This window comes from Lentzea terrae (assembly GCF_003265345.1).
Lineage (GTDB): Bacteria > Actinomycetota > Actinomycetes > Mycobacteriales > Pseudonocardiaceae > Lentzea > Lentzea terrae.
The window spans coordinates 25,271-46,105 of record NZ_QFWW01000058.1 but is presented as its reverse complement, the minus strand read 5'-3'; the positions used below and the strand labels follow the sequence as shown (position 1 = coordinate 46,105).

General features: G+C 68.3%; 24 protein-coding genes. 13 read left to right on the top strand and 11 right to left on the bottom strand.

Annotated features, from left to right (window positions below; all coding sequences use genetic code 11):
- Window positions 1-53: 53 nt before the first annotated feature.
- Window positions 54-332: a hypothetical protein gene (locus tag DI276_RS48290; protein ID WP_157985402.1), complete on the bottom strand. Its 279-nt coding sequence runs from the start codon at window positions 330-332 to the stop codon at window positions 54-56.
- A 953-nt stretch (window positions 333-1,285) separates the two neighbouring features.
- On the opposite strand from DI276_RS48290, the gene DI276_RS48285 reads away from it, so the two are divergent.
- The 5 genes from DI276_RS48285 to DI276_RS51700 all read left to right on the top strand — a co-directional run bounded on the left by DI276_RS48285 (window position 1,286) and on the right by DI276_RS51700 (window position 5,472).
- The gene (locus DI276_RS48285; protein ID WP_112277021.1) at window positions 1,286-2,479 is read left to right on the top strand and encodes a hypothetical protein; all 1,194 of its coding nucleotides are present in this window, start codon (window positions 1,286-1,288) and stop codon (window positions 2,477-2,479) included.
- A gap of 85 nt (window positions 2,480-2,564) precedes the next feature.
- Complete coding sequence (locus DI276_RS48280) at window positions 2,565-3,809, top strand: NucA/NucB deoxyribonuclease domain-containing protein (RefSeq protein WP_157985401.1); 1,245 nt, start codon at window positions 2,565-2,567, stop codon at window positions 3,807-3,809.
- Window positions 3,810-3,874: 65 nt separating this feature from the next.
- The gene (locus tag DI276_RS48275; RefSeq protein WP_112277017.1) at window positions 3,875-4,486 is read left to right on the top strand and encodes an SMI1/KNR4 family protein; all 612 of its coding nucleotides are present in this window, start codon (window positions 3,875-3,877) and stop codon (window positions 4,484-4,486) included.
- A gap of 174 nt (window positions 4,487-4,660) precedes the next feature.
- Window positions 4,661-5,209, top strand: coding sequence for a helix-turn-helix domain-containing protein (locus DI276_RS52875; RefSeq protein ID WP_232837438.1), 549 nt, complete (start codon window positions 4,661-4,663; stop codon window positions 5,207-5,209).
- Entirely contained in the window at window positions 5,206-5,472 is a 267-nt protein-coding gene (locus tag DI276_RS51700) for a transposase (protein WP_232837437.1), read from the top strand. The genes DI276_RS52875 and DI276_RS51700 overlap by 4 nt, the downstream gene beginning before the upstream one ends.
- Before the next feature lie 37 nt (window positions 5,473-5,509).
- Here the strand turns inward: DI276_RS51700 and DI276_RS48265 are convergent, their stop codons facing one another.
- Together DI276_RS48265 and zapE are read right to left on the bottom strand one after the other, a co-directional pair.
- Window positions 5,510-5,851: an ion transporter gene (locus DI276_RS48265; RefSeq protein ID WP_112277045.1), complete on the bottom strand. Its 342-nt coding sequence runs from the start codon at window positions 5,849-5,851 to the stop codon at window positions 5,510-5,512.
- Between the two features lie 223 nt (window positions 5,852-6,074).
- A complete protein-coding gene (gene zapE / locus DI276_RS48260; RefSeq protein ID WP_112277014.1) occupies window positions 6,075-7,016 on the bottom strand; it encodes a cell division protein ZapE in 942 nt (313 codons plus the stop codon).
- Between the two features lie 32 nt (window positions 7,017-7,048).
- Here zapE and DI276_RS48255 point away from each other — a divergent pair, with 32 nt between their 5' ends.
- The gene (locus tag DI276_RS48255) at window positions 7,049-7,990 is read left to right on the top strand and encodes a pirin family protein (RefSeq protein ID WP_112277012.1); all 942 of its coding nucleotides are present in this window, start codon (window positions 7,049-7,051) and stop codon (window positions 7,988-7,990) included.
- A 99-nt stretch (window positions 7,991-8,089) separates the two neighbouring features.
- Window positions 8,090-8,491, top strand: a complete 402-nt coding sequence (locus DI276_RS48250; RefSeq protein ID WP_112277010.1) for an SsgA family sporulation/cell division regulator — start codon at window positions 8,090-8,092, stop codon at window positions 8,489-8,491.
- Here the strand turns inward: DI276_RS48250 and DI276_RS48245 are convergent.
- Window positions 8,488-9,387: a lysyl endopeptidase gene (locus DI276_RS48245; protein WP_112277008.1), complete on the bottom strand. Its 900-nt coding sequence runs from the start codon at window positions 9,385-9,387 to the stop codon at window positions 8,488-8,490. The two genes, DI276_RS48250 and DI276_RS48245, sit on opposite strands and share 4 nt — an antisense overlap.
- Before the next feature lie 51 nt (window positions 9,388-9,438).
- Window positions 9,439-10,077 carry a TetR/AcrR family transcriptional regulator gene (locus tag DI276_RS48240; RefSeq protein ID WP_232837436.1) on the bottom strand — a complete coding sequence of 213 codons (639 nt, stop codon included), beginning with the start codon at window positions 10,075-10,077 and terminating at the stop codon, window positions 9,439-9,441.
- A gap of 135 nt (window positions 10,078-10,212) precedes the next feature.
- Here DI276_RS48240 and DI276_RS48235 point away from each other — a divergent pair, with 135 nt between their 5' ends.
- The 3 genes from DI276_RS48235 to DI276_RS48225 are packed head-to-tail and all read left to right on the top strand — an operon-like array spanning window position 10,213 to window position 13,666.
- Window positions 10,213-11,016: an SDR family NAD(P)-dependent oxidoreductase gene (locus tag DI276_RS48235; RefSeq protein ID WP_112277004.1), complete on the top strand. Its 804-nt coding sequence runs from the start codon at window positions 10,213-10,215 to the stop codon at window positions 11,014-11,016.
- Window positions 11,016-12,137, top strand: a complete 1,122-nt coding sequence (locus DI276_RS48230) for a DUF5938 domain-containing protein (protein ID WP_112277002.1) — start codon at window positions 11,016-11,018, stop codon at window positions 12,135-12,137. Before DI276_RS48235 ends, DI276_RS48230 begins: the two co-directional genes overlap by 1 nt.
- On the top strand, window positions 12,137-13,666 hold the full coding sequence (locus DI276_RS48225; protein WP_112277000.1) for an acyl-CoA synthetase: 1,530 nt from the start codon (window positions 12,137-12,139) through the stop codon (window positions 13,664-13,666). The genes DI276_RS48230 and DI276_RS48225 overlap by 1 nt, the downstream gene beginning before the upstream one ends.
- On the opposite strand, the gene DI276_RS48220 is transcribed toward DI276_RS48225, so the two are convergent.
- From DI276_RS48220 to DI276_RS48205, 4 genes are read right to left on the bottom strand one after another with little or no spacing between them, the layout of a single operon-like run.
- Window positions 13,659-14,756 carry a zinc-dependent alcohol dehydrogenase family protein gene (locus DI276_RS48220; RefSeq protein WP_112276998.1) on the bottom strand — a complete coding sequence of 366 codons (1,098 nt, stop codon included), beginning with the start codon at window positions 14,754-14,756 and terminating at the stop codon, window positions 13,659-13,661. The genes DI276_RS48225 and DI276_RS48220 overlap by 8 nt on opposite strands.
- Window positions 14,753-15,175 carry an acyl-CoA thioesterase gene (locus tag DI276_RS48215; protein WP_112276996.1) on the bottom strand — a complete coding sequence of 141 codons (423 nt, stop codon included), beginning with the start codon at window positions 15,173-15,175 and terminating at the stop codon, window positions 14,753-14,755. Before DI276_RS48215 ends, DI276_RS48220 begins: the two co-directional genes overlap by 4 nt.
- Window positions 15,176-15,198: 23 nt before the next feature.
- Window positions 15,199-15,585 carry a VOC family protein gene (locus tag DI276_RS48210; protein ID WP_112276991.1) on the bottom strand — a complete coding sequence of 129 codons (387 nt, stop codon included), beginning with the start codon at window positions 15,583-15,585 and terminating at the stop codon, window positions 15,199-15,201.
- 2 nt (window positions 15,586-15,587) lie between these two features.
- Entirely contained in the window at window positions 15,588-16,292 is a 705-nt protein-coding gene (locus tag DI276_RS48205; RefSeq protein ID WP_232837435.1) for a metalloregulator ArsR/SmtB family transcription factor, read from the bottom strand.
- Between the two features lie 111 nt (window positions 16,293-16,403).
- On the opposite strand from DI276_RS48205, the gene DI276_RS48200 reads away from it, so the two are divergent.
- A complete protein-coding gene (locus tag DI276_RS48200) occupies window positions 16,404-17,597 on the top strand; it encodes an MFS transporter (RefSeq protein WP_112276987.1) in 1,194 nt (397 codons plus the stop codon).
- Here DI276_RS48200 and DI276_RS48195 read toward each other — a convergent pair.
- Together DI276_RS48195 and DI276_RS48190 are read right to left on the bottom strand one after the other, a co-directional pair.
- Entirely contained in the window at window positions 17,574-18,761 is a 1,188-nt protein-coding gene (locus DI276_RS48195; protein ID WP_157985400.1) for a serine/threonine-protein kinase, read from the bottom strand. The genes DI276_RS48200 and DI276_RS48195 overlap by 24 nt on opposite strands.
- Window positions 18,762-18,848: 87 nt before the next feature.
- A complete protein-coding gene (locus tag DI276_RS48190) occupies window positions 18,849-19,799 on the bottom strand; it encodes a helix-turn-helix transcriptional regulator (RefSeq protein ID WP_112276983.1) in 951 nt (316 codons plus the stop codon).
- An 89-nt stretch (window positions 19,800-19,888) separates the two neighbouring features.
- Here DI276_RS48190 and DI276_RS48185 point away from each other — a divergent pair, with 89 nt between their 5' ends.
- Both DI276_RS48185 and DI276_RS48180 read left to right on the top strand, forming a co-directional pair.
- Window positions 19,889-20,284: a RidA family protein gene (locus DI276_RS48185; protein ID WP_112277043.1), complete on the top strand. Its 396-nt coding sequence runs from the start codon at window positions 19,889-19,891 to the stop codon at window positions 20,282-20,284.
- Between the two features lie 108 nt (window positions 20,285-20,392).
- A complete protein-coding gene (locus tag DI276_RS48180) occupies window positions 20,393-20,755 on the top strand; it encodes a DUF488 domain-containing protein (protein ID WP_232837434.1) in 363 nt (120 codons plus the stop codon).
- Window positions 20,756-20,835 lie beyond the last annotated feature (80 nt).

Here is a 20,835-nt window from a genome sequence, read left to right as displayed (position 1 = left end):
GCGACGGCGAACCGGGCCTCAACAGGGCCGAACAGTCGATCCTTCGACCATCGTCAGCCGTTGTCGGTAGCGCTCTTCAGACAGTCCAGCATGGCCGCTTTCGCCTGCTCATCAGGGGCGACCTGATCTAGCGGACGATCACCGGCAGCGCCGTCGACGAATTCCTTGATCTGCTGCGGCGTGGCGTACTTCAGGTACCAGTCGGCGAGACAACCCGCCGCCTCGTCCGGCGTACCCCGCATCTGCGGATCCGATTTGATCTTGGCGATGATCGCGTCCCGGCTCGGCGACTCATCGCCGCTACAAGCCGCCAACGCCCCCAGCAACGCCATGGCCCCCAGGCCTCGCGCAAGTCGATCAAGGCGAGTCATGAACGCAGCGTAGGACTGCGTCCCGTTTCTGCCCAGCCTCCAGCACCACAAGCCCGGCTTGAGCAGCAACCGCCAGCACTCGGTCGCCGCTCGTTTGCCGCGTGCGCGCCATCTCACGACGTACGTCGACGGAGTTCCAAACGACTAACCTGCACGCACCGAGCCCGAGACACGGCCCCACCAGGCACCGCAGGTGACGGATCCCGTCGAGACTTCGACGACCCAACTACTCGAAGCATGGCATCAGTAAAGGTGTCCAAGGGCACCCGCCGATAACACACAAGCTTGACGTTAGTCCTGGTGACACCGTGTGCAGGTGAAATATCAAGGCTCAAACTGAGGAGTAAAGGGATCGATGAGCGGCGTGCTCAACCCGGCAAGATCACAAAAGAGGGTCCTCGCAGTATCTGACCTGCGAAGACCCTCTTGGCCGTCGGGACGACAGGATTTGAACCTGCGACCCCTTGACCCCAAGATACGGGTTCACAGGCTGCTGACCTGTGCAAACAGGTACATTGGACGCAGTTCGGCGCACTTGACTGCGAATCAAGAGCGTTCGGGGTTGTTACACAGCAATCCAAGATCCACTCCTTCACATCCGGCAACGAACCGGCAAACCCCCTCAGAGGCATTCGAGGAATCCCGAGCAGTCCTCGATGGAACGCGCCCTGACCGTGCAGCAGGAAACAGTTGATCACCCTCGTCAACTGTCAAGCAGCCAACCGGATTGACGCGTCATCCGGGCCGTTGAAAGGGTGAAGCCGGGGGTTCTGGGGGGACTCGACCGGGTGTGCGCTCACTGATCGGCGTATACCCGTTTTCTTGCGCGGCAACGGCTATCGCGCGGTTCGCCCTCGGCGTCCCCGACTGCATGTCCATACCAGTGGGGGGTATTTGTGGGACGAAGAGTGCTCATGGGCGCCGGACTCGCGGCGGCGCTGGGGTTGAGTCTTCTGCAGGGCACGGCTGCGCAGGCCGCGCCGGGAATGTGCGACCGTGATCCGCGCAACCCGGTCGCACAGTTATGCGCGACGACGACGGCGAACATGTACGGGTCGTTGACGACGTTCATGTACCCGGTGGTGTCACATGGCACATCGGCCGGGAATGCCTACAACGCGACGCGGGTTTTCACCGACGACGCCAACATGTCCACCAGTTACGAAACCGGCCTCGACGTCGGCTGGGGCAGTCCGACCGGGGCGACGACGTACCGCGCCTACTGGGTGGACTACACGGGCGGCTACAGCTACCACCCGATCGGCGACTTCGCGAACTCGCCTGACGACCGGCCACACACCTTCATGTCGTTGCCGCACTGCGACGGGTGCCGGTCGACGGACATCTTCTACGACTTCAACTTCGCCGGTACGACAAAGGACGGCGTCAACGCGGCGTCGCACCACGTGGTGACGGGCTGGACTCTCGAATCCGGCACGTACAACGACATCACGTTCGCACGCACGTCGAACCGGATCCAGTGGCTCACAGGCAACAAGACGTGGACACGGTTCACGCCGGCCGAGGTCAAGACGCGGGCGCCGAACGGTGACTGCTCGATCGGCTCGCACCCCGCCTACTGCTGGCGGTTCGACACCCACGTCGCGCGTGACGCATCGGGTTCGGTCGCGGCGTGGGACGTCACCAAACCGTCGGTCCGGTCCGCCAAGGCGGTCCCGGCGAAGGACGTCACGGCGAAGTCCGTGCCGCACCGGGCGACGAGCAGGTCGAAGGTCGACCAGGACCGGCTCCAGGAGTGCATCGCGAACGACGCGTCGCAGTGCATGGACAGTGTGCCCGGCCTGCGTGACTGCGTGCGGCAGCGCTTGGTGTGCAACGAATCCGCGGCGATCGAGCCCGTCGCCCGCACGCTGACCGCAGCGATGACGGCCCAGGACGCGCGGACGGCGGCAGTGGACTTCCTCGCCACGCGCAAGGCGTTGGCGGCCAGCGCCGACGCAATCTCCGTGCAGGACAACGGCACGGCGCTGACGGTGACGATCAAGGGCGCCGTCCGCGAGCTCACCGGTGACCGCCGCCCTCACGAACGCGCCGATCTGACGTTCGACCGGGCGAGCCACGCGCTGTTGTCCGTCCACATGAGCTGACCTCTCGTCGCGCGACCAGCCGGCCCCCGCACAGCTGCGCCGGCCGTTGAAGCGCACGCATACCAAGCCTTTTCAGGAGACCTAGGTGTTCAAAAGATCTTTGGTGCTGGCCTGCACGGCTGGTCTGGTCCTTGCTGCGCGCGGTGTCGCCGTCGCGGACGTCGAGGGTCCGGTGTGGGAGGTGACGTCCACGTCGGCACCCGTCATGGATGCGACCGCACCGGCCCGGCCGGCGGTGTTCCCCAAGGTGCGGGCGGCCGACGCCACCACCACGCAGAACGAGGTCCGTGCCACGGACTTCAAGACCGAGTGCTGGAACAAGTCCGAGTCGCGCAACACATACGGCTGGACCAAGAGCCGGTTCGAGCAGTGTTTTGCCGGTCACCGCAAGGTAGAGCTCAAGGTCAAGCCCGGTGCGCCGACCACCATCGCGAGTGTCGAGTTCGATTACGTGCTCATGGCGTTCGCGGTCGACGGCACCCGCCGCGTCGACTACACGCTCGTGCTGGAGAACTACCGCACGCTGGGTGGGCAGGAGCGCAACATCGCTGAGCTGGTGATCGGCCTGGACGGGTGCGCCTCCGGTGGGCTCACCTGCACGCCGTCGCCGATGGAAAAGCGCGCGACGCTGGAGGGCTGGAAGACGGACCTGCGGTTCTCCGGCACGGTCACCACACCGAATGGTGTCGGTGACGGTCCCTCCGCGATCGTGAAGTCAACACTCCGGCTGGACCTGGCCGTCGAGTCCAACATGCCGAACGTCGACTCGTGGCACGACGAGGGCGCCGGTTTCTCCCGTATCCGCTTCGACTCCGCTGGGGCGACCGCCGGAAAGCACCACGGTGCCGTGTTCACCGACCACATCCCGACCTACGACCTGATGGCGATCGCCGACGAAAAGGGCACCCGCAGCCAGGTCGTCGAGTCTGCTCGGCATATCGACGACGCGCTGCACCACGCCGCACGCACGTTCCCGTCGTTCGTCGGCAAGAGCGTGCCCGGCGGTTCGTTCGACCAGCCGCTGCATCGGCTGGTGGACGACAACCTGAACAAGAAAAACCGGGCCGCCTCCGGCCCGGTCTGCCGCGATGTATGGGGCGACGACTACGACGCGACCAAGTACAACTGCGACGAGTACCCATTCGCCTCCACCTACGAAGGCGCCTACACGTCCACCAACGAGGGCAAGAACGTCTCCACGTGGCGCGGATCGGCGCGACCGATCTGGCACAAGGACAACCAGCTGTCCGGCAACTACCTCACCTCCCAGTTCTACACGGTGCACCGCGTGCTCGATGGTGACCCGTTCGTCGTGCGCATGCAGCTCTGACCTGACCCCGCTGCGCGGGGGTGGCGGCACCGGCCGTCACCCCCGCGTTGTGGCACGATCGCGTCATGACCGAACCTGTGTCCGCTTCCTGGGAGCGCATCGAAGAGTGGTGCGGACGCAACGACATCACGCACGTCCTGCGGCCACCAGCGGCAGAGGCCGACATCGCGGCCGCGCAAGCACAGGTTGGGCTCGGGTTCCCGTCGGACGTCGTGGAGTCGCTGCGCCGCCACGACGGCACCCCCACCCGGCCGACGAGCTTCCTGGTGCCGGAGCGGTGGGTCCTCCTGCCGCTGGACCGGACGGTCGAGGAGTGGCGGTCACGAACCGAGCAGCTCGCCGAACGCCAAGCCGCCGAGATCGACGAAATCAGCGACGAGGACGACGAAGACTGGTCCGACGTCGAGGAAGGCGAGGAGGACAACCACTGGGGCTGGAACCCCGCCTGGTTGCCGATCGCGCTCGACGACACCGGCTGCACCCTCGTCGTGGAGCTGCGGCCTGGTGACCGGTTCGGCGCAGTCGGCTACCTGGATCCGCAATCGATTCCCAGGTTCGACGGTGTGGACACGTTCCCGTCGACCGCGGCACTGCTGGCGCACACAGCGGATGCGTTGCACGGCAACGGAACCATGACCGCGGCCGTGGAGAACCAGCGCATTCGCTGGACCGACTGAACCGGCAAGCTCGGTGACCGGTACTTGGTCCGGTACTCCTGAGTACGCGGCCTTGTCCCTGCCGACAACTCCATCCATGCAGGTTAAGTCCGTGCGTAGCGTGAGGGCCGAGGCGCTCCTGGGCGCGGCCGCAGGTCCGCAGCGCCCTCGGCTGACGCGGCATGATGACCGGCTGTGCTGCTCCGACTGGTCTACCTAGGCACGACCACTGCGTTCGCGCTACTGCGACTGCTGCCCATGAGCGACCGGGACAAAGACACGGAAATCCTGGCGCTACGCCACCAGATCACCGTCCTGGAACGCCAACTCGGCAAAACCCGACCAAGGTTCTCCCCCGACGACCGCGCATTCCTCGCGGCACTACTACACCGACTCCCCGCCGCCACACTTCAGCGGCTCCGGCTACTGATGCGCCCGGAGACGGTGTTGCGGTGGCACCGGGACCTCCTCGCACGACGTCACGCTGCCAAGTCCCGTCCCAAGCGGCCAGGCCGACCTCGAACCGTCCGCTCTATCCGGCTCCTGGTGCTGCGTCTGGCACGGGAGAACCCAACCTGGGGCTACCGCCGCATCCACGGCGAACTACTCATACTCGGCATCACAGTCGCCGCATCCACCGTCTGGCAGATCCTCAAGGACGCCGCAATCGATCCGACACCCCAACGCGCCACGTCGACGCGGGCATCCGGGTCGTCCTCACCGGTGTCCGGATACCGCGAATGAACGCGATCATGGAGCGCTGGATCCGGAGCTGCCGACGCGAACTGCTCGACCGCACACTGGTCTGGAACCAACGGCACCTGCTCCACGCACTGCGCGAGTACGAGCAGTTCTACAACACCCACCGACCCCATCAAGGCATCGCCAACGCGCGGCCACTACACCCACTGCCTCCAGCCACCGACAAAGCAGCCTTCACCCACCTCGACATCCGCCGACGACAACGACTGGGCGGCATCCTCAACGAGTACCACCACGCCGCCTGACCTGCACGGACGACATTTTCGGCAAGCACAGCCTGCATCAGTGTCCGGGAGACTGGCTGCAGACGCAGATCCGCAGTGAGCGCAACACCGACAGCGGCCCCGCGGTCGGGATCAGCGCGATGACCACGATCACGAAGTCGAAGACGTTCCACGGGTCCTTGAAGAACCTCCAGCCGAACGCGTACAGCCGGGCGGCCAGTTCGGCCGCGAAGATCGCGAGCGCGAGGTGGTCGATCACCGTCAGCGCCGACCCGAACTCGGCGTGCAGGAACGTCGACGTCTCGGCACCGAGCGTGATCGCGTTGAGCACGATCACCCCGACGATGAACATCTGGAACCGGTCGCTCTCCACAACCGAGCCGACGCGGGCGCGCAGCATCTTCACTCACCGCTCCCAGCGACCCGGCCCGGAAGGTTGCCGAGCGAATTCGCGCTCAGACGGACGCATCGTGGTGCCGCCCCCGCGCCGTCATACTGGACCGTATGGGGCGCGGGGGGCGGAGCCGCGAGGTGTCCTGCTGAGCGTGAATTCACCGTCAACCTTCCGGGTCGGCCACTGTCAGGGGTTTTGACACCTATCGGCGTTGAGAGCGGTTCACTGATCACCCGGTCGTGTTGATCAGCTCCAGGCGGCTGGCGGTGCGGGCGAGGTCGAGCGAGTCGCCACCGACGATCTCGTGCAGCGGGTGGTCGCTCACCAGGGTCAGCCGGACGTCGCGGTCGACCAGCACGTCCACGACGTTCGCGAACCGTTGCTGCGCCTCGCGATCGCAGGTCTCGAGCCTGGGCACCGCGGTGATCACCCAGTCGTCGTAGCGGTCGGCCAGCACGAGGTAGTCCGGTGTCGACGTCGGCTTCTCGCACAGGTCGCCGAAGTGGAACCAGATGCGGTTCTGTTCGGTCCCGAGCGAGGTGATGTCCCTGCCGTTGATCTGCAGAACGAGCGGAGCGGCCGGCGGTTCGGCCGCGGTGACGATCTCTCCGGTCTCGAACCGCGAGCGCGGCCGGCCGTGCAGGTGGCGGTAGTCGGTGGCGCCGGTGAGCTCGACGGTGTCCATGAGCTCCTTGACCAGCGCGATGCCGGGCAGGAAGTGGTCGTGGTAGAGCGGGTTGGGCAGCAGTCCGTCCGGCGGGTAGTTGGACGTCGCGATGATCATCACTTTCCGCTGCTTCAACGTCTCCAGCAGCCGGGTCATCAACATCGCGTCGCCGACGTCGTGCAGGTGGAACTCGTCGAACGCCAGGACGTCGCAGCGCCCGATCAGCTCGTCGACGGCCTTCTTCACCGCGCCTGGCTCATGGAGACGTGACGAGATGCGCGCGTGCAGCTCCTGGAAGAAGGAGTGGAAGTGCACGCGCCGTTTGCGTCGCACGGGCAGCACGTCGAAGAACGCGTCGGCGAGGAAGCTCTTGCCGCGGCCGACCGGTCCGTGCAGGTAGACGCCCCTGCGCCGGTCCCCCAGCCGTTCCAGCTCGCCGATCACCCGCAACTGCGCCTCGTCGAGCTCGTAACCGCTGCTCGACACGTGTGCACGAAGATCCACTGATACCCCCGCGCCAGCTTACGATCGGACCCGTGAGCAATGTCGAGGCCGAGCCCGCAGAAGTGACGTGCACCTCCACCCCCGGCTCCGTCGAGGTCCTGGAGCCGCGGGACGTGCCGCTGGGCGGTCCGCGCGCCATGTCGGTGCGCCGTACGTTGCCGCAGAAGCAGCGCTCACTCATCGGCGCGTGGTGCTTCTGCGACCACTACGGTCCCGACGACGTGAAGATGGACGTCGCCCCGCACCCCCACACCGGCCTGCAGACGGTCAGCTGGCTGTTCACCGGCGAGATCGAGCACCGCGACAGCCTCGGCGTGCACGCGTTCGTGCGTCCCGGCGAGCTCAACCTGATGACCGGCGGCCGCGGCATCGCGCACTCCGAGGTGTCGACGCCGGCCTCCACCGTCCTGCACGGCGTCCAGCTGTGGCTCGCACTGCCCGACGCGCACCGCGACGCCCCGCGCGACTTCCAGCACTACGTCCCGCCGACCGTCCACGTCGACGGCGCCGAGGTCCGCGTGTTCCTCGGCGAACTGGCCGGATCGACGTCCACTGTGACGACGTTCACTCCGCTGCTCGGCGCGGAGATCGTCCTGCCCCCAGGGGCAACGATCACGCTCGATGTGAGGCCTGAATTCGAGCACGGCGTGCTGCTCGACACCGGCGACGTGACCCTCCAGGAGACCGCTCTCACGCCGGGCGCGCTCGGCTACGCCGGCACCGGCCGCGACTCGCTGGCCCTCTCAACTCGGGACGGTGCAAGGGTTGTGCTGCTCGGCGGTGAGCCGTTCGGCGAGGACATCGTGATGTGGTGGAACTTCGTCGGACGCACCCACGACGAGATCGTCGCGTATCGAGACGAGTGGCAGGCGGAGACCGAGAGGTTCGGCCGAGTGGAGGGTTACGGCGGCGCCCGTTTGCCCGCACCACCGCTTCCCGGTGGCCGTCTGCGTCCGCGCGGCAACCCGGCGTGACCGTTGTCAAACGTCATACTTCAGGCCCATTGAAAATCACGTTCCGATCGCTTTTCCTGAGCGAGGCATCCACGGCGGTTGCCGCGCGTCTAGGAAGGCATGACGAACGTGACACGAGTGGGCGCCGAGTCCGTCTTCGCCTTCATCGCTCCGTCCGGGCGCCCCATGCCCGTGGAGGTCGAGCTCGGCTATCGCGCCGACGACCCGCACGCCGTGACCATGACGTTCCGCATGGGACGCCAGGAGACGGTGTGGCTGGTCAGCCGTGACCTCCTCGCCGACGGCCTGATCACCACCGCCGGCGCCGGCGACGTGCGGCTGCGTCCGCACAACTCGACGACCGCCGTGCTCGAGCTGCGGTCGGACGTGTCGCAGGCGGTCTTCCACGTGCGCTCCTCGGAGCTGCAGGAGTTCCTGAACTCCACGTACGACGTGGTCGCCCCCGGACACGAGAACGACCACTTCGACTTCGAAGCCGAGCTGCGCAAACTCCTGGACTAGGAGACGCCGTTGCGGATCGCGCGCGCGTAGGCCGCCGCGGTCCCCTGCGCCGAGCACTTCTTCATGTCGTCGTAAAGCCACATGAAGCCGCCGGCGATCCCGGCCGAGCCGCGCCACGACCGCATCTTGCTCTCGACGGTCGCGGGCGAGTCACCCGCCGAGCACCCCGACCCGTGCTTGCTCCACAGCCCGGGATCCACCGTCATGCCGAGCGCTCGGTTCCACGTGGCCGGGTTGTTGCCCGCGCCGCCCGCGTACCCCTGCAGATACACGCGGTCGACCAGTGAGCCGAGGTTGCTCTTCAGGCTCGCCCAGAACGACTGGTTCGTGTACGGCGCGAACGTGAACTTCGAGTACCCGAGCCCGGCGGCCATCCGCGCGAACGCCGCGGTCGGCCCGACCTGGTAGTACGACTCGTCGTCGTTGTTGATCGCGTCCGCGCCCGTGGCGGCCTTCAGCGCCTGGAAGTTGCGGTACAGGATGCTCGACGAGCCGGTGCCCTGCGCGCTGATCAGCTTGGCGATGTTCTCCCAGTCCGGCACGGCCCAGGCGCCGACCGACACCTCGATCCGGTTGACGCTCGTGGGTGCCTGCTTGAGCGTTCGCAACCGCGCGGGCCAGCCGGGACCGCCGACGTACCTGCCGTTCTGCACGATCAGGACGTCGTTGTAGTACAGGTCGCCGTTGGGGTGGACGTGGATGCTCCACAGGATCACGGTCGTGAACCCGGAGGCGCGCAGGGTGTTCATCACGGCCTGGCCGTCGGCGTAGAACGGACCACCGCCGTAGATCGCCGAACGCGGTGACTGCTGGGCCGTGGCAGGTTCAGCAGCAAATGTCAGGCCGCAGAGGGCCAGCACCACAGCGAGGAGAGCGGGAAGCAGGGGCCGCCTCATCACGAATGTCCCTTCGTCGGGCGGCGGCCCTCACCCACCATAGCGACGTGATCAAGCGCCGTTGGTCACCAACAGGTCGATTACGTCCGGCAGCTCGGCACGCAACGACGCGACCGTCTCGGCGTTGCCGGTCAGGTGGTGCAGCAGTGCCCTCTGGAAGATGCCGTCCAACGTCACGTAGACAGTCCCTTGCGACGCGGCTGGTACGCCCTCGCGCAGCTCGGCGTAACGGCTGATCACCCGCCACACCATGGCTTCCCGGTGGCCGTCGATCTCCAGCACGTCGGCCCGGAAGGACTCGTCGAACAGGCTCTGGTTGCGCAGGTCGTACCAGAGCCGGTGCAGGGTCGCGTCCTCGACGAGGGTGTCGAAGAACATCGCCACGAACTCGTCGCGCAGCTGCTGCGGGCCGGTCGCGTGGGCGACCACCTCGTCGTAGCGCGTCACGCAGACCCGCTCGTACTGGCGGACCGCTTCGATGATCAGGTCGCGCTTGTCCGCGAAGTAGTAGTGCAGGACGCCGTGGGAGAACTCGGAGTTCTGCGCGATCTCCCGCAGGCTCGTGCGGGCGTAGCCCAGCTCGGCGAGCGTGTGCAGCGTCGCCACGGCGAGCTCGGTCCGCCGGGCGTCGAACTTGTCGACCTGCCGGCGGGCGATCCGGTCCTGCTTGCTCTCAGCGACGTCGGTCACGCTGCCGATCCTAACTCCCGTCGCGACAACCGCTGACCGTTCGTCCAAAGAATCTTGGACAGTTGTCAAAGAAAAACTTGACGGTCGTCCAGACGGAGGTACGGTGTGAGCCATCTCACCGAGGAGGCGAACTCAATGACGAGCTATCAGCTGAGCGGACGAAAAGCGCTGGTCACCGGAGGTGCACGCGGGCTGGGCGCCGGGATGGCCGAAGCGCTCGCCGCGGCAGGCGCGGCGGTCCTGATCGGCGACGTCCTGGAGGACGAGGGCAAGCAGACCGCCCAGGCGTTGCGCGACTCGGGCGCGACGGCGGAGTTCGTGCCGTTGGACGTCACCGACGACGCCAGCTGGGCCTCCGCGGTGAACACGGCCGTCGAGGCGATCGGCGGGCTCGACATCCTCGTGAACAACGCGGGCGTCGAGATCACCAGCCTGATCACCGAGCTGGAGACCGCCGACATCCGCAAGATGCTCGACGTCAACGTGCTCGGCACGGCCCTCGGCATGAAGCACGGGCTGCGTGCCATGCGTCCGGGCGGTGCGGCCGGCAACGGCGGTTCGATCATCAGCGTCGCCTCGGTCGCCGCGACCATCGCCTTCCCCGGCATCAGCGTCTACTCGGCGACCAAGTCCGCCATCGACCGGCTCACCAGGGTGGCCGCCGCGGAGTCGGGCAAGCTCGGCTACGGCGTGCGGGTCAACTGCATCTACCCCGGCCTCACCCCCACCGCGATGGGCAACCAGCTGGCCGTCGACTGCGCCAACCTCGGCCTGTTCCCCTCACCGGAAGCGGCAGCGGGAGCGGTCGTCGAACTGACGCCGCTCGGCCGGCTCGGGCAGGTCGACGACATGGCCGACGCGGTGGTGTTCCTCGCCTCGGACGCCTCGAAGTTCATCACCGGCGCTGGTCTGCCGGTCGACGGCGGGATGGGGATGTGATGAGCAAGCCTGTCGTCGTCTACGGCGCCTCCGGTTACACGGGCCGCCTGATCTGCGAGTACCTGCGCGAGTACGGGGTGCCGTTCCTCGCCGCCGGCCGGGACGGCAAGCGCGTCAAGGAAGCGGTCGACGCCGTGCCCGGCATCGAGACCGTCGACTACGAGATCCTCGAGGTCGAGCACACCGAGGCGGCGCTGACCGAGGCGTTCGCCGGCGCGCAGGTCGTGCTGAACACCGTCGGCCCGTTCTCCCGCTACGGCCACGAGGCGGTGCGGGCGAGCCTCAACGTCGGTGCGCACTACACCGACACCAACGGCGAGCAGGACTGGATGATCGACGCCGACGCGCAGTACGGCGCCGAGTTCGCCGCACAGCGTCTGCTGCTCTCCCCTGGCCTCGCGCAGATGTACACGGTCGGCGAGATCGCCGCGCAGATCTGCCTGGAGACGCCCGGACTGGACACTTTGGACATCGGGGTGTTCTGGAAGGGCTATCCCACCGTCGCTTCCACGAACACGATCCTCACCAACGCCGCGTTCGCCAAGGCGTACTACCTGGAGCAGAACGAGTACGTGGAATGGCCGGCGGACGCGGGCCTGTACGAGCTCGTCGTGCCCGGCCAGCACGAGCTGGGCCTGGCGCTGCCGTGGGGTGGCACCGCGCATCCGGTGTGGTTCAAGAGGGATCCGCGGGTGGCGTCGGTACGGGCACTCGGCGGGGTGTTCAACCGGCCGTTGATGCTCGGTGTGCCGCAGATCGTCACCGCGGCGCTGCAGCAGATGGAAGGCAAGTCGGACGAGGAGAAGTACCGGATCGTCGACGAGTTCTCCGCGCAGGTGCGCAGCGAGATGCCGCCGCGCGAGAACCCGCGGATCAACATCTCGCTGGACTCCGTGCACGCGTCCGGACCGCTCGGCCGCGCGCACTGCGTCATCCACGGCAACTGCAACTACAAGCAGACGGCGCTGCTGAACGTGCACGCCGCCGTGCACCTGCTGCAGGACGCACCACGCCGCATCGGGTTCGCCTCTGGCTGCCAGGCGTTCGGCCACCGGGAGCTGCTGGGCGCGCTGCGGTCGTTCGGATTGGTGCTCGACCCGATCGTCGAAGCGCACCGCTGATGCGACTCAGCGACTACCTGGACAAGGGCGCGTCGCTCGGCGGCGACGCGCCCTGCCTGACCGTCAGCGGCGTCTCGCAGAGCTACGCCGACGTGCAGCAACGCTCCCGTGCCATCGCGGGAGCGTTGCAGGACAGCGGAATCGGGCCGGGAGACCGCGTCGCGGTGTTGTCGGCCAACGACCCGCTGGCCCTCACGTGTGTCTACGGCATCTCGCGGGCCGGAGCGGTGTGGTGCCCGGTCAACCCGCGCAACGAGGCCGCGGAGAACCGCGAGCTGCTCGACCTGTTCGGCTGCCGGTGCCTGTTCTTCCAGTCGAAGTTCGCGCCGCTGGTCGAGCGGATCCGCGGCGAGCTGCCGGCGCTGACCAGGTTGGTGTGCCTGGACGGCGAGGTCGAAGGCGCGATCTCGTTCACCGACTGGCTTGCGCGGCACGGCCGCGAGCCCGAGCCGGTGAGCGTGGCCGACGACGATCTCTGCGTGCTGGCCGGAACCGGTGGTACGACGGGGCGGCCGAAGGGCGTGCGGCTGACCGGGCACAACCTGGAGACCGCGACCGCGCTGACGTTGATGAGCTACCCGTTCAGCCATCGGCCGCGTTATCTCGCGCTGGCGCCGTTGACGCACTCGGCGGGTGTGCTGACGTTCCCGATCATGGCGCTGGGCGGCGAGACCGTGATCATGCCGGCCCCGGACCTCGGCGAGTTCCTGCGGCTGATCGAGCACCACCGGATCACGCACGCGTTCCTGCCGCCGACGGTGATCTACGGCCTGCTCGACCACCCCGCCCTGGACTCGACGGACCTCGGTTCGCTGCAGTGCCTCTGGTACGGCGCCGCGCCGATGTCCCCGGTGCGGCTGACCGAGGCGTTGCAGCGGATCGGGCCGGTGATGGGTCAGCTGTTCGGGCAGACCGAGGCGCCGAACATGATCGCCACGCTCGCCCCGGCCGATCACTTCCTGCCGGACGGCTCGATCGCCACCGCCCGGCTGTCCTCGGCTGGCCGGCCCACGCCGCTGACCCAGGTCGCGATCATGGCTTCGGACGGTCAACTACTACCTGCGGGCACACGCGGCGAGATCGTTGTCCGCGGGCCGTTGGTGATGGCGGGGTATCACGAGAATCCCGCCGCAACTGCCGAGGTGAGCGCCTTTGGCTGGCATCACACCGGCGACATCGGTTACCTCGACGAGGACAACTACCTCTACATCGTCGACCGGGCCAAGGACATGATCATCACCGGCGGGTTCAACGTGTACTCGGCCGAGGTCGAGCAGGCGTTGCAGGCCCATCCCGCGGTCCAGGACAGCGCCGTGGTGGGGCTGCCCGACGACAAGTGGGGTGAGCGGGTGACGGCGGTCGTGCAGCTGCGCGCCGCCGGGAACGCCGACCCCGCCGCGTTGATCGCGTTCGTGAAGGAGCAGATCGGCAGCGTGAAGGCGCCGAAGCAGGTCGAGATCTGGCCCGACCTGCCGCGGTCCAAAGTGGGCAAGGTGCTCAAAGCCGAGATCCGGCAACGGCTCACATGACCACGACCTGCCGCACCGCCTCACCGGACGCGAGCTTGGCGAATCCCTCGTTGATCTCGGTCAGGTCGAGCCGGCCGGACAGCAGCCCGTCGACCGGCAACCGGCCCGCCCGGTACAGGTCGACGAACCGGGGCACGTCCCGGCGCGGCACGCACGAACCGAGGTAGCTGCCCTTGAGCGTGCGTTCCTCGGCGACCAGGTTCAGCGCGGGCAGGGTGACGGTCCGGTCCGGGTGCGGCAGCCCGACCGTGACCGTCGTGCCGCCGACAGCCGTTGCGGCGTAAGCCTGTTCGAGCACGGCCGCGACGCCGGTCGTGTCGATCACCTTGTCCGCGCCGCCGCCGGTGAGGTCGCGGACGTGCTGCACGACGTCCGGTCCCCCGGCGGCGTCGTGCGTGGCGCCGAGGCTGCGGGCGAGCTGCCGTTTGTGTTCGACGACGTCCACCGCGACGACCTGGGTCGCGCCCGCCGTGATCGCCGCGAGCACCGCGGCCAGGCCGACGCCGCCGAGGCCGAAGACCGCGACCCGGTCCCCCGGCACGACCTGCGCGCTGTAGAACGCGGCGCCCGCACCGGTCAGCACGGCGCACCCGAACAGCGCGGCGACGTCGAGCGGCAGATCTGCGGGCACTCGGGTCGCCGACCGATCGGAGATCACGGTGTACTCGGCGAACCCGGACACGCCGAGGTGGTGGTGCGGCCGCGTGCCGTCCGGCAGCGTCCACCGGCGGTGCCCGCTGAGCAGCGTGCCCTCGCGGTTGGCGGCGGCGCCCGGTTCGCACAACGCCTGCCGTCCGGACGCGCACGGTCGGCACGCACCACACGCGGGTACGAACGACAGCACGACGTGGTCGCCCTGCTTGAACTCGGCGTTCGGACCGGCCTCGACGACCTCGCCCGCCGCCTCGTGGCCGAGCACCATGGGCAACGGCCGGATGCGCGAGCCGTCGATCACCGACAGGTCGGAGTGGCACAGGCCGGTGGCGTGCACGCGCACCAGCAGCTCGCCGGGACCGGGCGGGTCCAGTTCCAGGTCGACGATCTCGAGCGGCTCGCCGACACCGGTCAGCACCGCACCGCGGGTCTTCACCTGACCACCAGGCCTTCCATCGCCGTGCGCAGGTGTGCCGGAATCTCCACCGGTTTGCGGGTCGTCCGGTCGACGAAGACGTGCACGAAATGGCCGTCCGCCACGACCTCGTCGCTTCCCTCCTGGAAGAACCCGACCTCGTAGCGCACGCTGGACCGGCCGAGGTGCCCGACGCGCAGTCCCGCGTCCAGCGCGTCCGGGAACGAGACCGAGGCGCGGTAGTTGCAGTGCGACTCGACGCACAGCCCGATCTGCTGACCGGCCTGGATGTCCAGCCCGGCGGCGATCAGCCAGGTGTTGATCACCGTGTCCATGAACGCGTAGTGGACGACGTTGTTCACGTGCCCGTAGACGTCGTTGTCCGCCCACCGGGTCGGAATCCGCTGCCAGTGCCGGTAGTCGTCGCGCGAGGTGCTCACGACGACACCATAGCCACGGCTGATCAGGCGGGCTGGAACAGTTCGACCGGGTTGCCGGCCGGGTCGTCGAGCACGATCTGCTGCCCTCCCGGCCCCTTGACGATGTCGCTGCGGAACTCGACGCCCGCGGCGCGCAGCCGGTCGACCTCGGCCTCGATGTCGGTGACGATCAGGTGGATGCGGTTCCAGCCGCCGGGGCCGGGCGTGCTGCCGTCCGGCATGGGACGTGCGGCGGAGCTGGCCGGGCCGCTGAGCAGCAGGCGCAGGTTGCCGCGCACCACGTCGGCGAACGCCGGGGCGAAGTTCGTCCGCACCTCGAACCCGAAGTGCTCGGTGTAGAAGGCGAGCGCGGTGTCCACGTCGTCGACGAGATAGCGCACGCTCACAAGATCGGTCAGATCGGTGGTCATGTTCAGACCTCCTGATGGACGGGCAGGAATCGGATGCGGCGGTCGAGTTCGGCCGCGATGTGCCGGAAAGCCGGGTAGTCGTCGGGCTCCGGGAGGCTCCAGTGGATCAGTCGCGGCGAGCCGGGAAAGACGGGCAGCACCTCGCGCACCCGGTCGCACAGGCTGATCACCAGGTCGAACCGGTTGCGGCGCACCGAGTCCAGCTGCGTGGGCTGGTGCCGCAACGTGATGCCGTACTCGGCCATCGCCCGGATCGCGTTGGGGTGCAACGCTTTGGGCTGGCTGCCGGCGCTCGCCACCTCGACCTGCCGAGCCCGGTGCCGCAGCAGCGCCTCGGCCATCGGAGAGCGGCCGCTGTTGCCGGTGCAGAGGAACAGCACCCGTTTGCTCGCGGGCGTGCCCTCGCGTGGGCCCAGGGCGGGATGCAGTGCGGTGCCTGCCTCGGACCACGCTTGCGCACAGCGTTCCAAATCGAGGTGATAATAGGTGTCGCGGCCGTCGAAACTGCTTCGCCGCGACGTGACCAGACCGGCCTCCCGCAGCTGCCGCAGGTGGTACGAGACGAGGTTCTGCGGCTGTTCGACGGCAGCCACCAGCTCGCGCACCCGGCGGTCACCGGCGGCGAGCTCACGGGCCAGCCGCCAGCGCAACGGGTCGCCCAGCAGCCGCAGGAACAGCGGCAACGTTCCAGACTCCGCAGTCGGCACCCGGCCACGATACATCAAGCTGGCTTGATGTATCTACCCCACCATTTTAATTAAATCATCCGTTGCATTCAGAAATGCCATTCCATTAATCATTCCGCTAACGTCCGGCGCATGCGACGCACTTTCCAGGGCTATCTGCGTGCTGTCCGCAATCCGGTTTTCCGGCGGTTCTGGCTGGGAATGATGGTGTCGCGGTGCGGCAGCGCGTTCACCGTCGTCGCGTTGTCCTGGCTGGTGCTGGACCTGGCGAGACCGCGCGAGCTCGGCCTGGTGCTGTTGTGCTCCGGGTTGCCGATCCTGGTGTGCGGACCGGTCGCGGGCAGGCTGCTCGACCGGTGTCCGGTTCGGTTGCTGCTGGGCTGGGACAACGCGCTGCGCGGTCTGCTCATCGCGGTGTTGCCGGTGCTGCACCACTTCGGCAGCCTCGGCGTGACGCACATCTGCGTGGCCGCCGCCGCGAGCGCGGCCCTCGCGGCGGTCAGCGAGGTGGCCGAGGGCGTGCTGGTGCCGCGGCTGATCGACGACGAGGACCTCGAATCGGCGAACTCGCTGATCTCGGTGAACTGGGAGCTCGCCTACATCGCGGGGCCTCCGGCGGCCGGGTTCCTCGTCGGCACGGCCGGGATCGGCGCGGCGCTCGCGGTGGACGCGGTCAGCTTCGCGGTGATGAGCCTGCTGTGCTTCGGGCTGCCGGAGCTGAGCGCCACCGCCGGGGCAGGCCCCGCCCGGCCGGCGTTCGCCCTGCTCGCCAGGTGTCCGGCAGCCGTGGTGCTCACGCTCTGCGCTGCCGGGTTCCTCTTCCTGAGCGGGGTCACCGACCTGCTGTACCCGGTGTACGCGCGCAACGTGCTGCACGACGGCGCGTTGGCGTACGGCGTGCTGCTCGGCGCGGCGGGAGCGGGCGGGCTGTGCGGTGTCCTGTGTGGACTTCCGCTGTTCCTGCGGCTGCCGGCGTGGGCGAGGCTGCCCGCGGTGATCGCGGCCGGGGTGCCCGCCTTGGCCGGGTTGGCGGCCACGAGCTCGCTTCCCGTTGCTGCCGCGCTCGTCGCCGTGGCGTCGTTCCTCTGGGGGCCGTTCTACGCGATCGAACGCTCGTTGTTCCAGCGCGCTGTGCCCGACGACGTGCGCGGACAGGTCACCGGTGCGCGTGCTGCGGTGACCTCCCTCGGTTTCCCGCTCGGCAGTGCCGCGGGCGGCGTGCTGCTGTCCGGCTCGGTCTCCTCAGCGGTGATCGCGCTCGCGGTGGCGTACCTGGTGCTCGCGCTCGGCGGATCCGTCCGGTCAGAAGCCGCAGCCCTCCGGTGACCAGGTGTTGTCGCTCGCGTTGCTGCCGTCGGCGCGGACGATCCGCACCTGGATGCACAGCGCACCCGGCGCGTAGAGCTCGATGGTGGGCTGCTCGACCGTGCCCGACTTCAGCTCGTCGTTGGTGCGCCAGGCGAACTTGTCGCCCTGCGCCGGCGAGGGGTAGGTCCACGAGAACCGCAACGTCGTGGGGTTCATGCGGGCCACGTTGACGGTCACCTTGCTCGACGGCCCGCTCGCCCCGTCCGCGGCGGCCTGTGGCTGCACCTTCTCCGGCGAGGTGGGCAGCGACTTGTCGTCGAGCAGCAGGACTCCGCCGGTGCCGAGCACGCCGACGGCCACCGCGGCGACCGTCGCATAGACCGGCCAACGCTTTCGCTTGCGCGGTGCCGGATCCGCGACGTGGACCGCGACAGCGTCCGAAGTGGACGCGACGGGCCCGCCGTGGATCGCCCGCAACCGGAGCCCGAACTCCTCCGCGGACGCCGGGCGCAGGGCGGGATCGGCGGACATCGACCTTTGCAGCAGGACTTCCAGCGGCTGCGGCGCCCGTCCGGTCGGCGGAGGACTGCCGCGCAGGATGCGTTGCTCCAGGGCGGCGTGCGTGTTGTTGCCGCGGGGCACCACGAACGGCGGGTGCCCGGTGAGCAGGTGCCAGAGCGTGGCCGCGAGCGAGAAGACATCAGCCCGGACGCTGTAGGAACCGCTGGTGATCACCTCGGGCGCGGTCCACGGCAGGCGGTCGCGGCCGAGCACGCCGAAGTCGGTCAGGCACGCCTGCCCGCTCTCGTCGAGCAGGACGTTGGCCGGCTTCACGTCCCGGTGCACGACCCCGGCCTGGTGCGCCGTGTGCAGTGCGTCGGCGAGCTGGACGCCCATCTCCACGACCCGCTCGAACCGCAGTGGCGCCAGTGCGCCCGCGTCACCGCCGGTGTAGTACTTCATCACCAGGTACAGCAGTCCGGCACGGGTGCGCCCGGCGCGGTGCACGGTGACGATGCCGGGGTGACCGAGGCGGAGCACCGTGCGCATCTCGGCCGCGCGCGCCGGGTCGACGAGCAGCTTCACCGCCACCTCGCCGCCGTCGTCGCGGTACAGGTGCACGTTCTTGCCGAGCGGTCGGACGTACCGGAATCCGGGGATCTCCGGCAACTCCTCTGTCATTCGCCACCTCGTAGCCATGGAATGCCGTCAGGTGGCCCCGTCCACCTCGGATGACTGATTAATCCACCCCGGCTCGACTGTCAACTGTCAAACCACCAGCTGAGACGGGCGGTAGCGGGCTGCGATGGCCGCCGCGCGATCGTGCAGAGCGGTGCGCAACGACTGCGGCGCCAGAGCTTCCGCCTGCACACCAAGCTGCCACAGCGCCCATTCGGCGTGCCACAGATCTTGAAAAGTCGCCTCAAGCTTCAGCCAACCGTCCGCATCGGGTTCGGCCGTGCGGACGGCCACCGCGGTCTTCAGCAGGTCCTCGTGCCGGTTCGGTTGCACGCGAACCAGAACGGCGATGTGACCGCTCGACAGGAACTGCGTGCAGCGTTCCCGCCAGACCCGGTCGAGGTCGACCTGGGGTGGCCGTTGCGCCGGTTCTTCGAGCGCCTCCGCGGCCAGCACGCGGGAGAGCCGGTAGGTGCGGTCGGCGCCGGACCTCGTGGCCAGCAGGTAGCCGCGGTCGCGGACCGTGACCAGTCCGATCGGGTCGACCGTGCGCCACCGCGGCGGCTGGTTCGTGGCCGCGTAGTGGATGCGCAGCTGGTGTCCGGCGAGGACCGCACGCCGGATCTCGGCCATCGCCGCGGCGGGCACCTCCTCGGTGGGCGTTCGCCGGGACAGCAGGTCGGTCTCGGGCTCGACCAGGAACCGCTCGGCCACGTCGCGATGGCTTTCCGGCAACGCGTCGACGACCTTGCGCATGGCCGAGGTGAGCGCTGAGCCCAGCCCGAACACGCCCGAGGTCAGCAGCGCGAGGGTCTCGTCGTGGTTCAGCCCGGTGAGCTCCGTCTGGAAACCGGGCAACAGCGCGAACCCGCCGTGCCGGCCGCGTTCGGCGTAGACCGGGACACCTGCTGCCGACAACGCCTCGATGTCGCGCAACACGGTCCGGGTGGACACCTCCAGCTCGCGCGCCAGGGTTGTGGCGGACAGCCGGCCGCGTTGGCGCAGCAGCAACACGAGCGAGACCAACCGGTCGGCGCGCATGATCGGAAACTACCGGAAAACACGACACAAGATGTCGTGATTGGTTGAGAGGCTGTCTGCACCAAGTCGAATGGAGTTTTCAAGTGGCAGTGCAACGAACGGCGGTCAACCCGGTGTCGTGGTCGGCCGAGCTGGGGTTCAACCAGGGCGAGCTCGTCTCCGGGCACACCAGGACCCTCTACTGCTCGGGCCAGGCCGCGATGGGCGAGGACGGCAAGCCGCAGCACGACGGCGACATGGCCGCTCAACTGGCGCTGAGCCTCGACAACCTCGAAGCTGTGCTCGAGGAGGCCGGCATGTCGCTCGCGAACCTGGTGCGGCTCAACGTCTACACCACGGACGTCGATCTGCTGTTCGCCCACTACGGGGTGCTGGCGGCGCGGCTGGGTGCCGCCGGGGTGGCGCCGGCGGCCACGATGCTCGGGGTAACCCGGCTCGCGCTCCCCGGCCTGCTGGTCGAACTCGAAGGGACCGCCGTCGGGTGAGCAAAGTGGTGACGATCGGCGTGTACGGCTTCGACGCCGAGTCGTTCCTGCAGCGGTTGCGGCAGGCGGACGTCCGCCTGCTGCTCGACGTGCGCCAGCGCCGCGGGGGTGCGCGGGCCCGAGTACGCCTGGGCCAACTCGCAGCGGTTGCAGGCTCTGCTGGCCGAAGCCGGTATCGGCTACGAGCACCACCCGGAGCTCGCGCCGACCACGGAGATGCGCCGGCTCCAGTACGCGGAGGACGATCGCCAAGGGGTCGGCAAGCGGTCCCGGCACGAGCTCGCCGCCGAGTACGTCCGCCACTACCTCGTCGAGATTCTCGCTCGCGCCGACCTGGCGCCGATCGTGCCTCGTGGCTCGGTTTCGGCGTTGTTCTGCGTCGAGGCCGATCCGGAGGCGTGTCACCGTTCGTTGATCGCCGAGCGGCTGGCCGAGGAGCACGGCGTGGTCGTCGAGCATCTGCGGCCATGAAGCGATGAACGGCGCTTCTGTCCACCTCAGGTGCACAGAAGCGCCGTTCATCCCGAACCCGTGCGGGCGGGTAGCGTTCC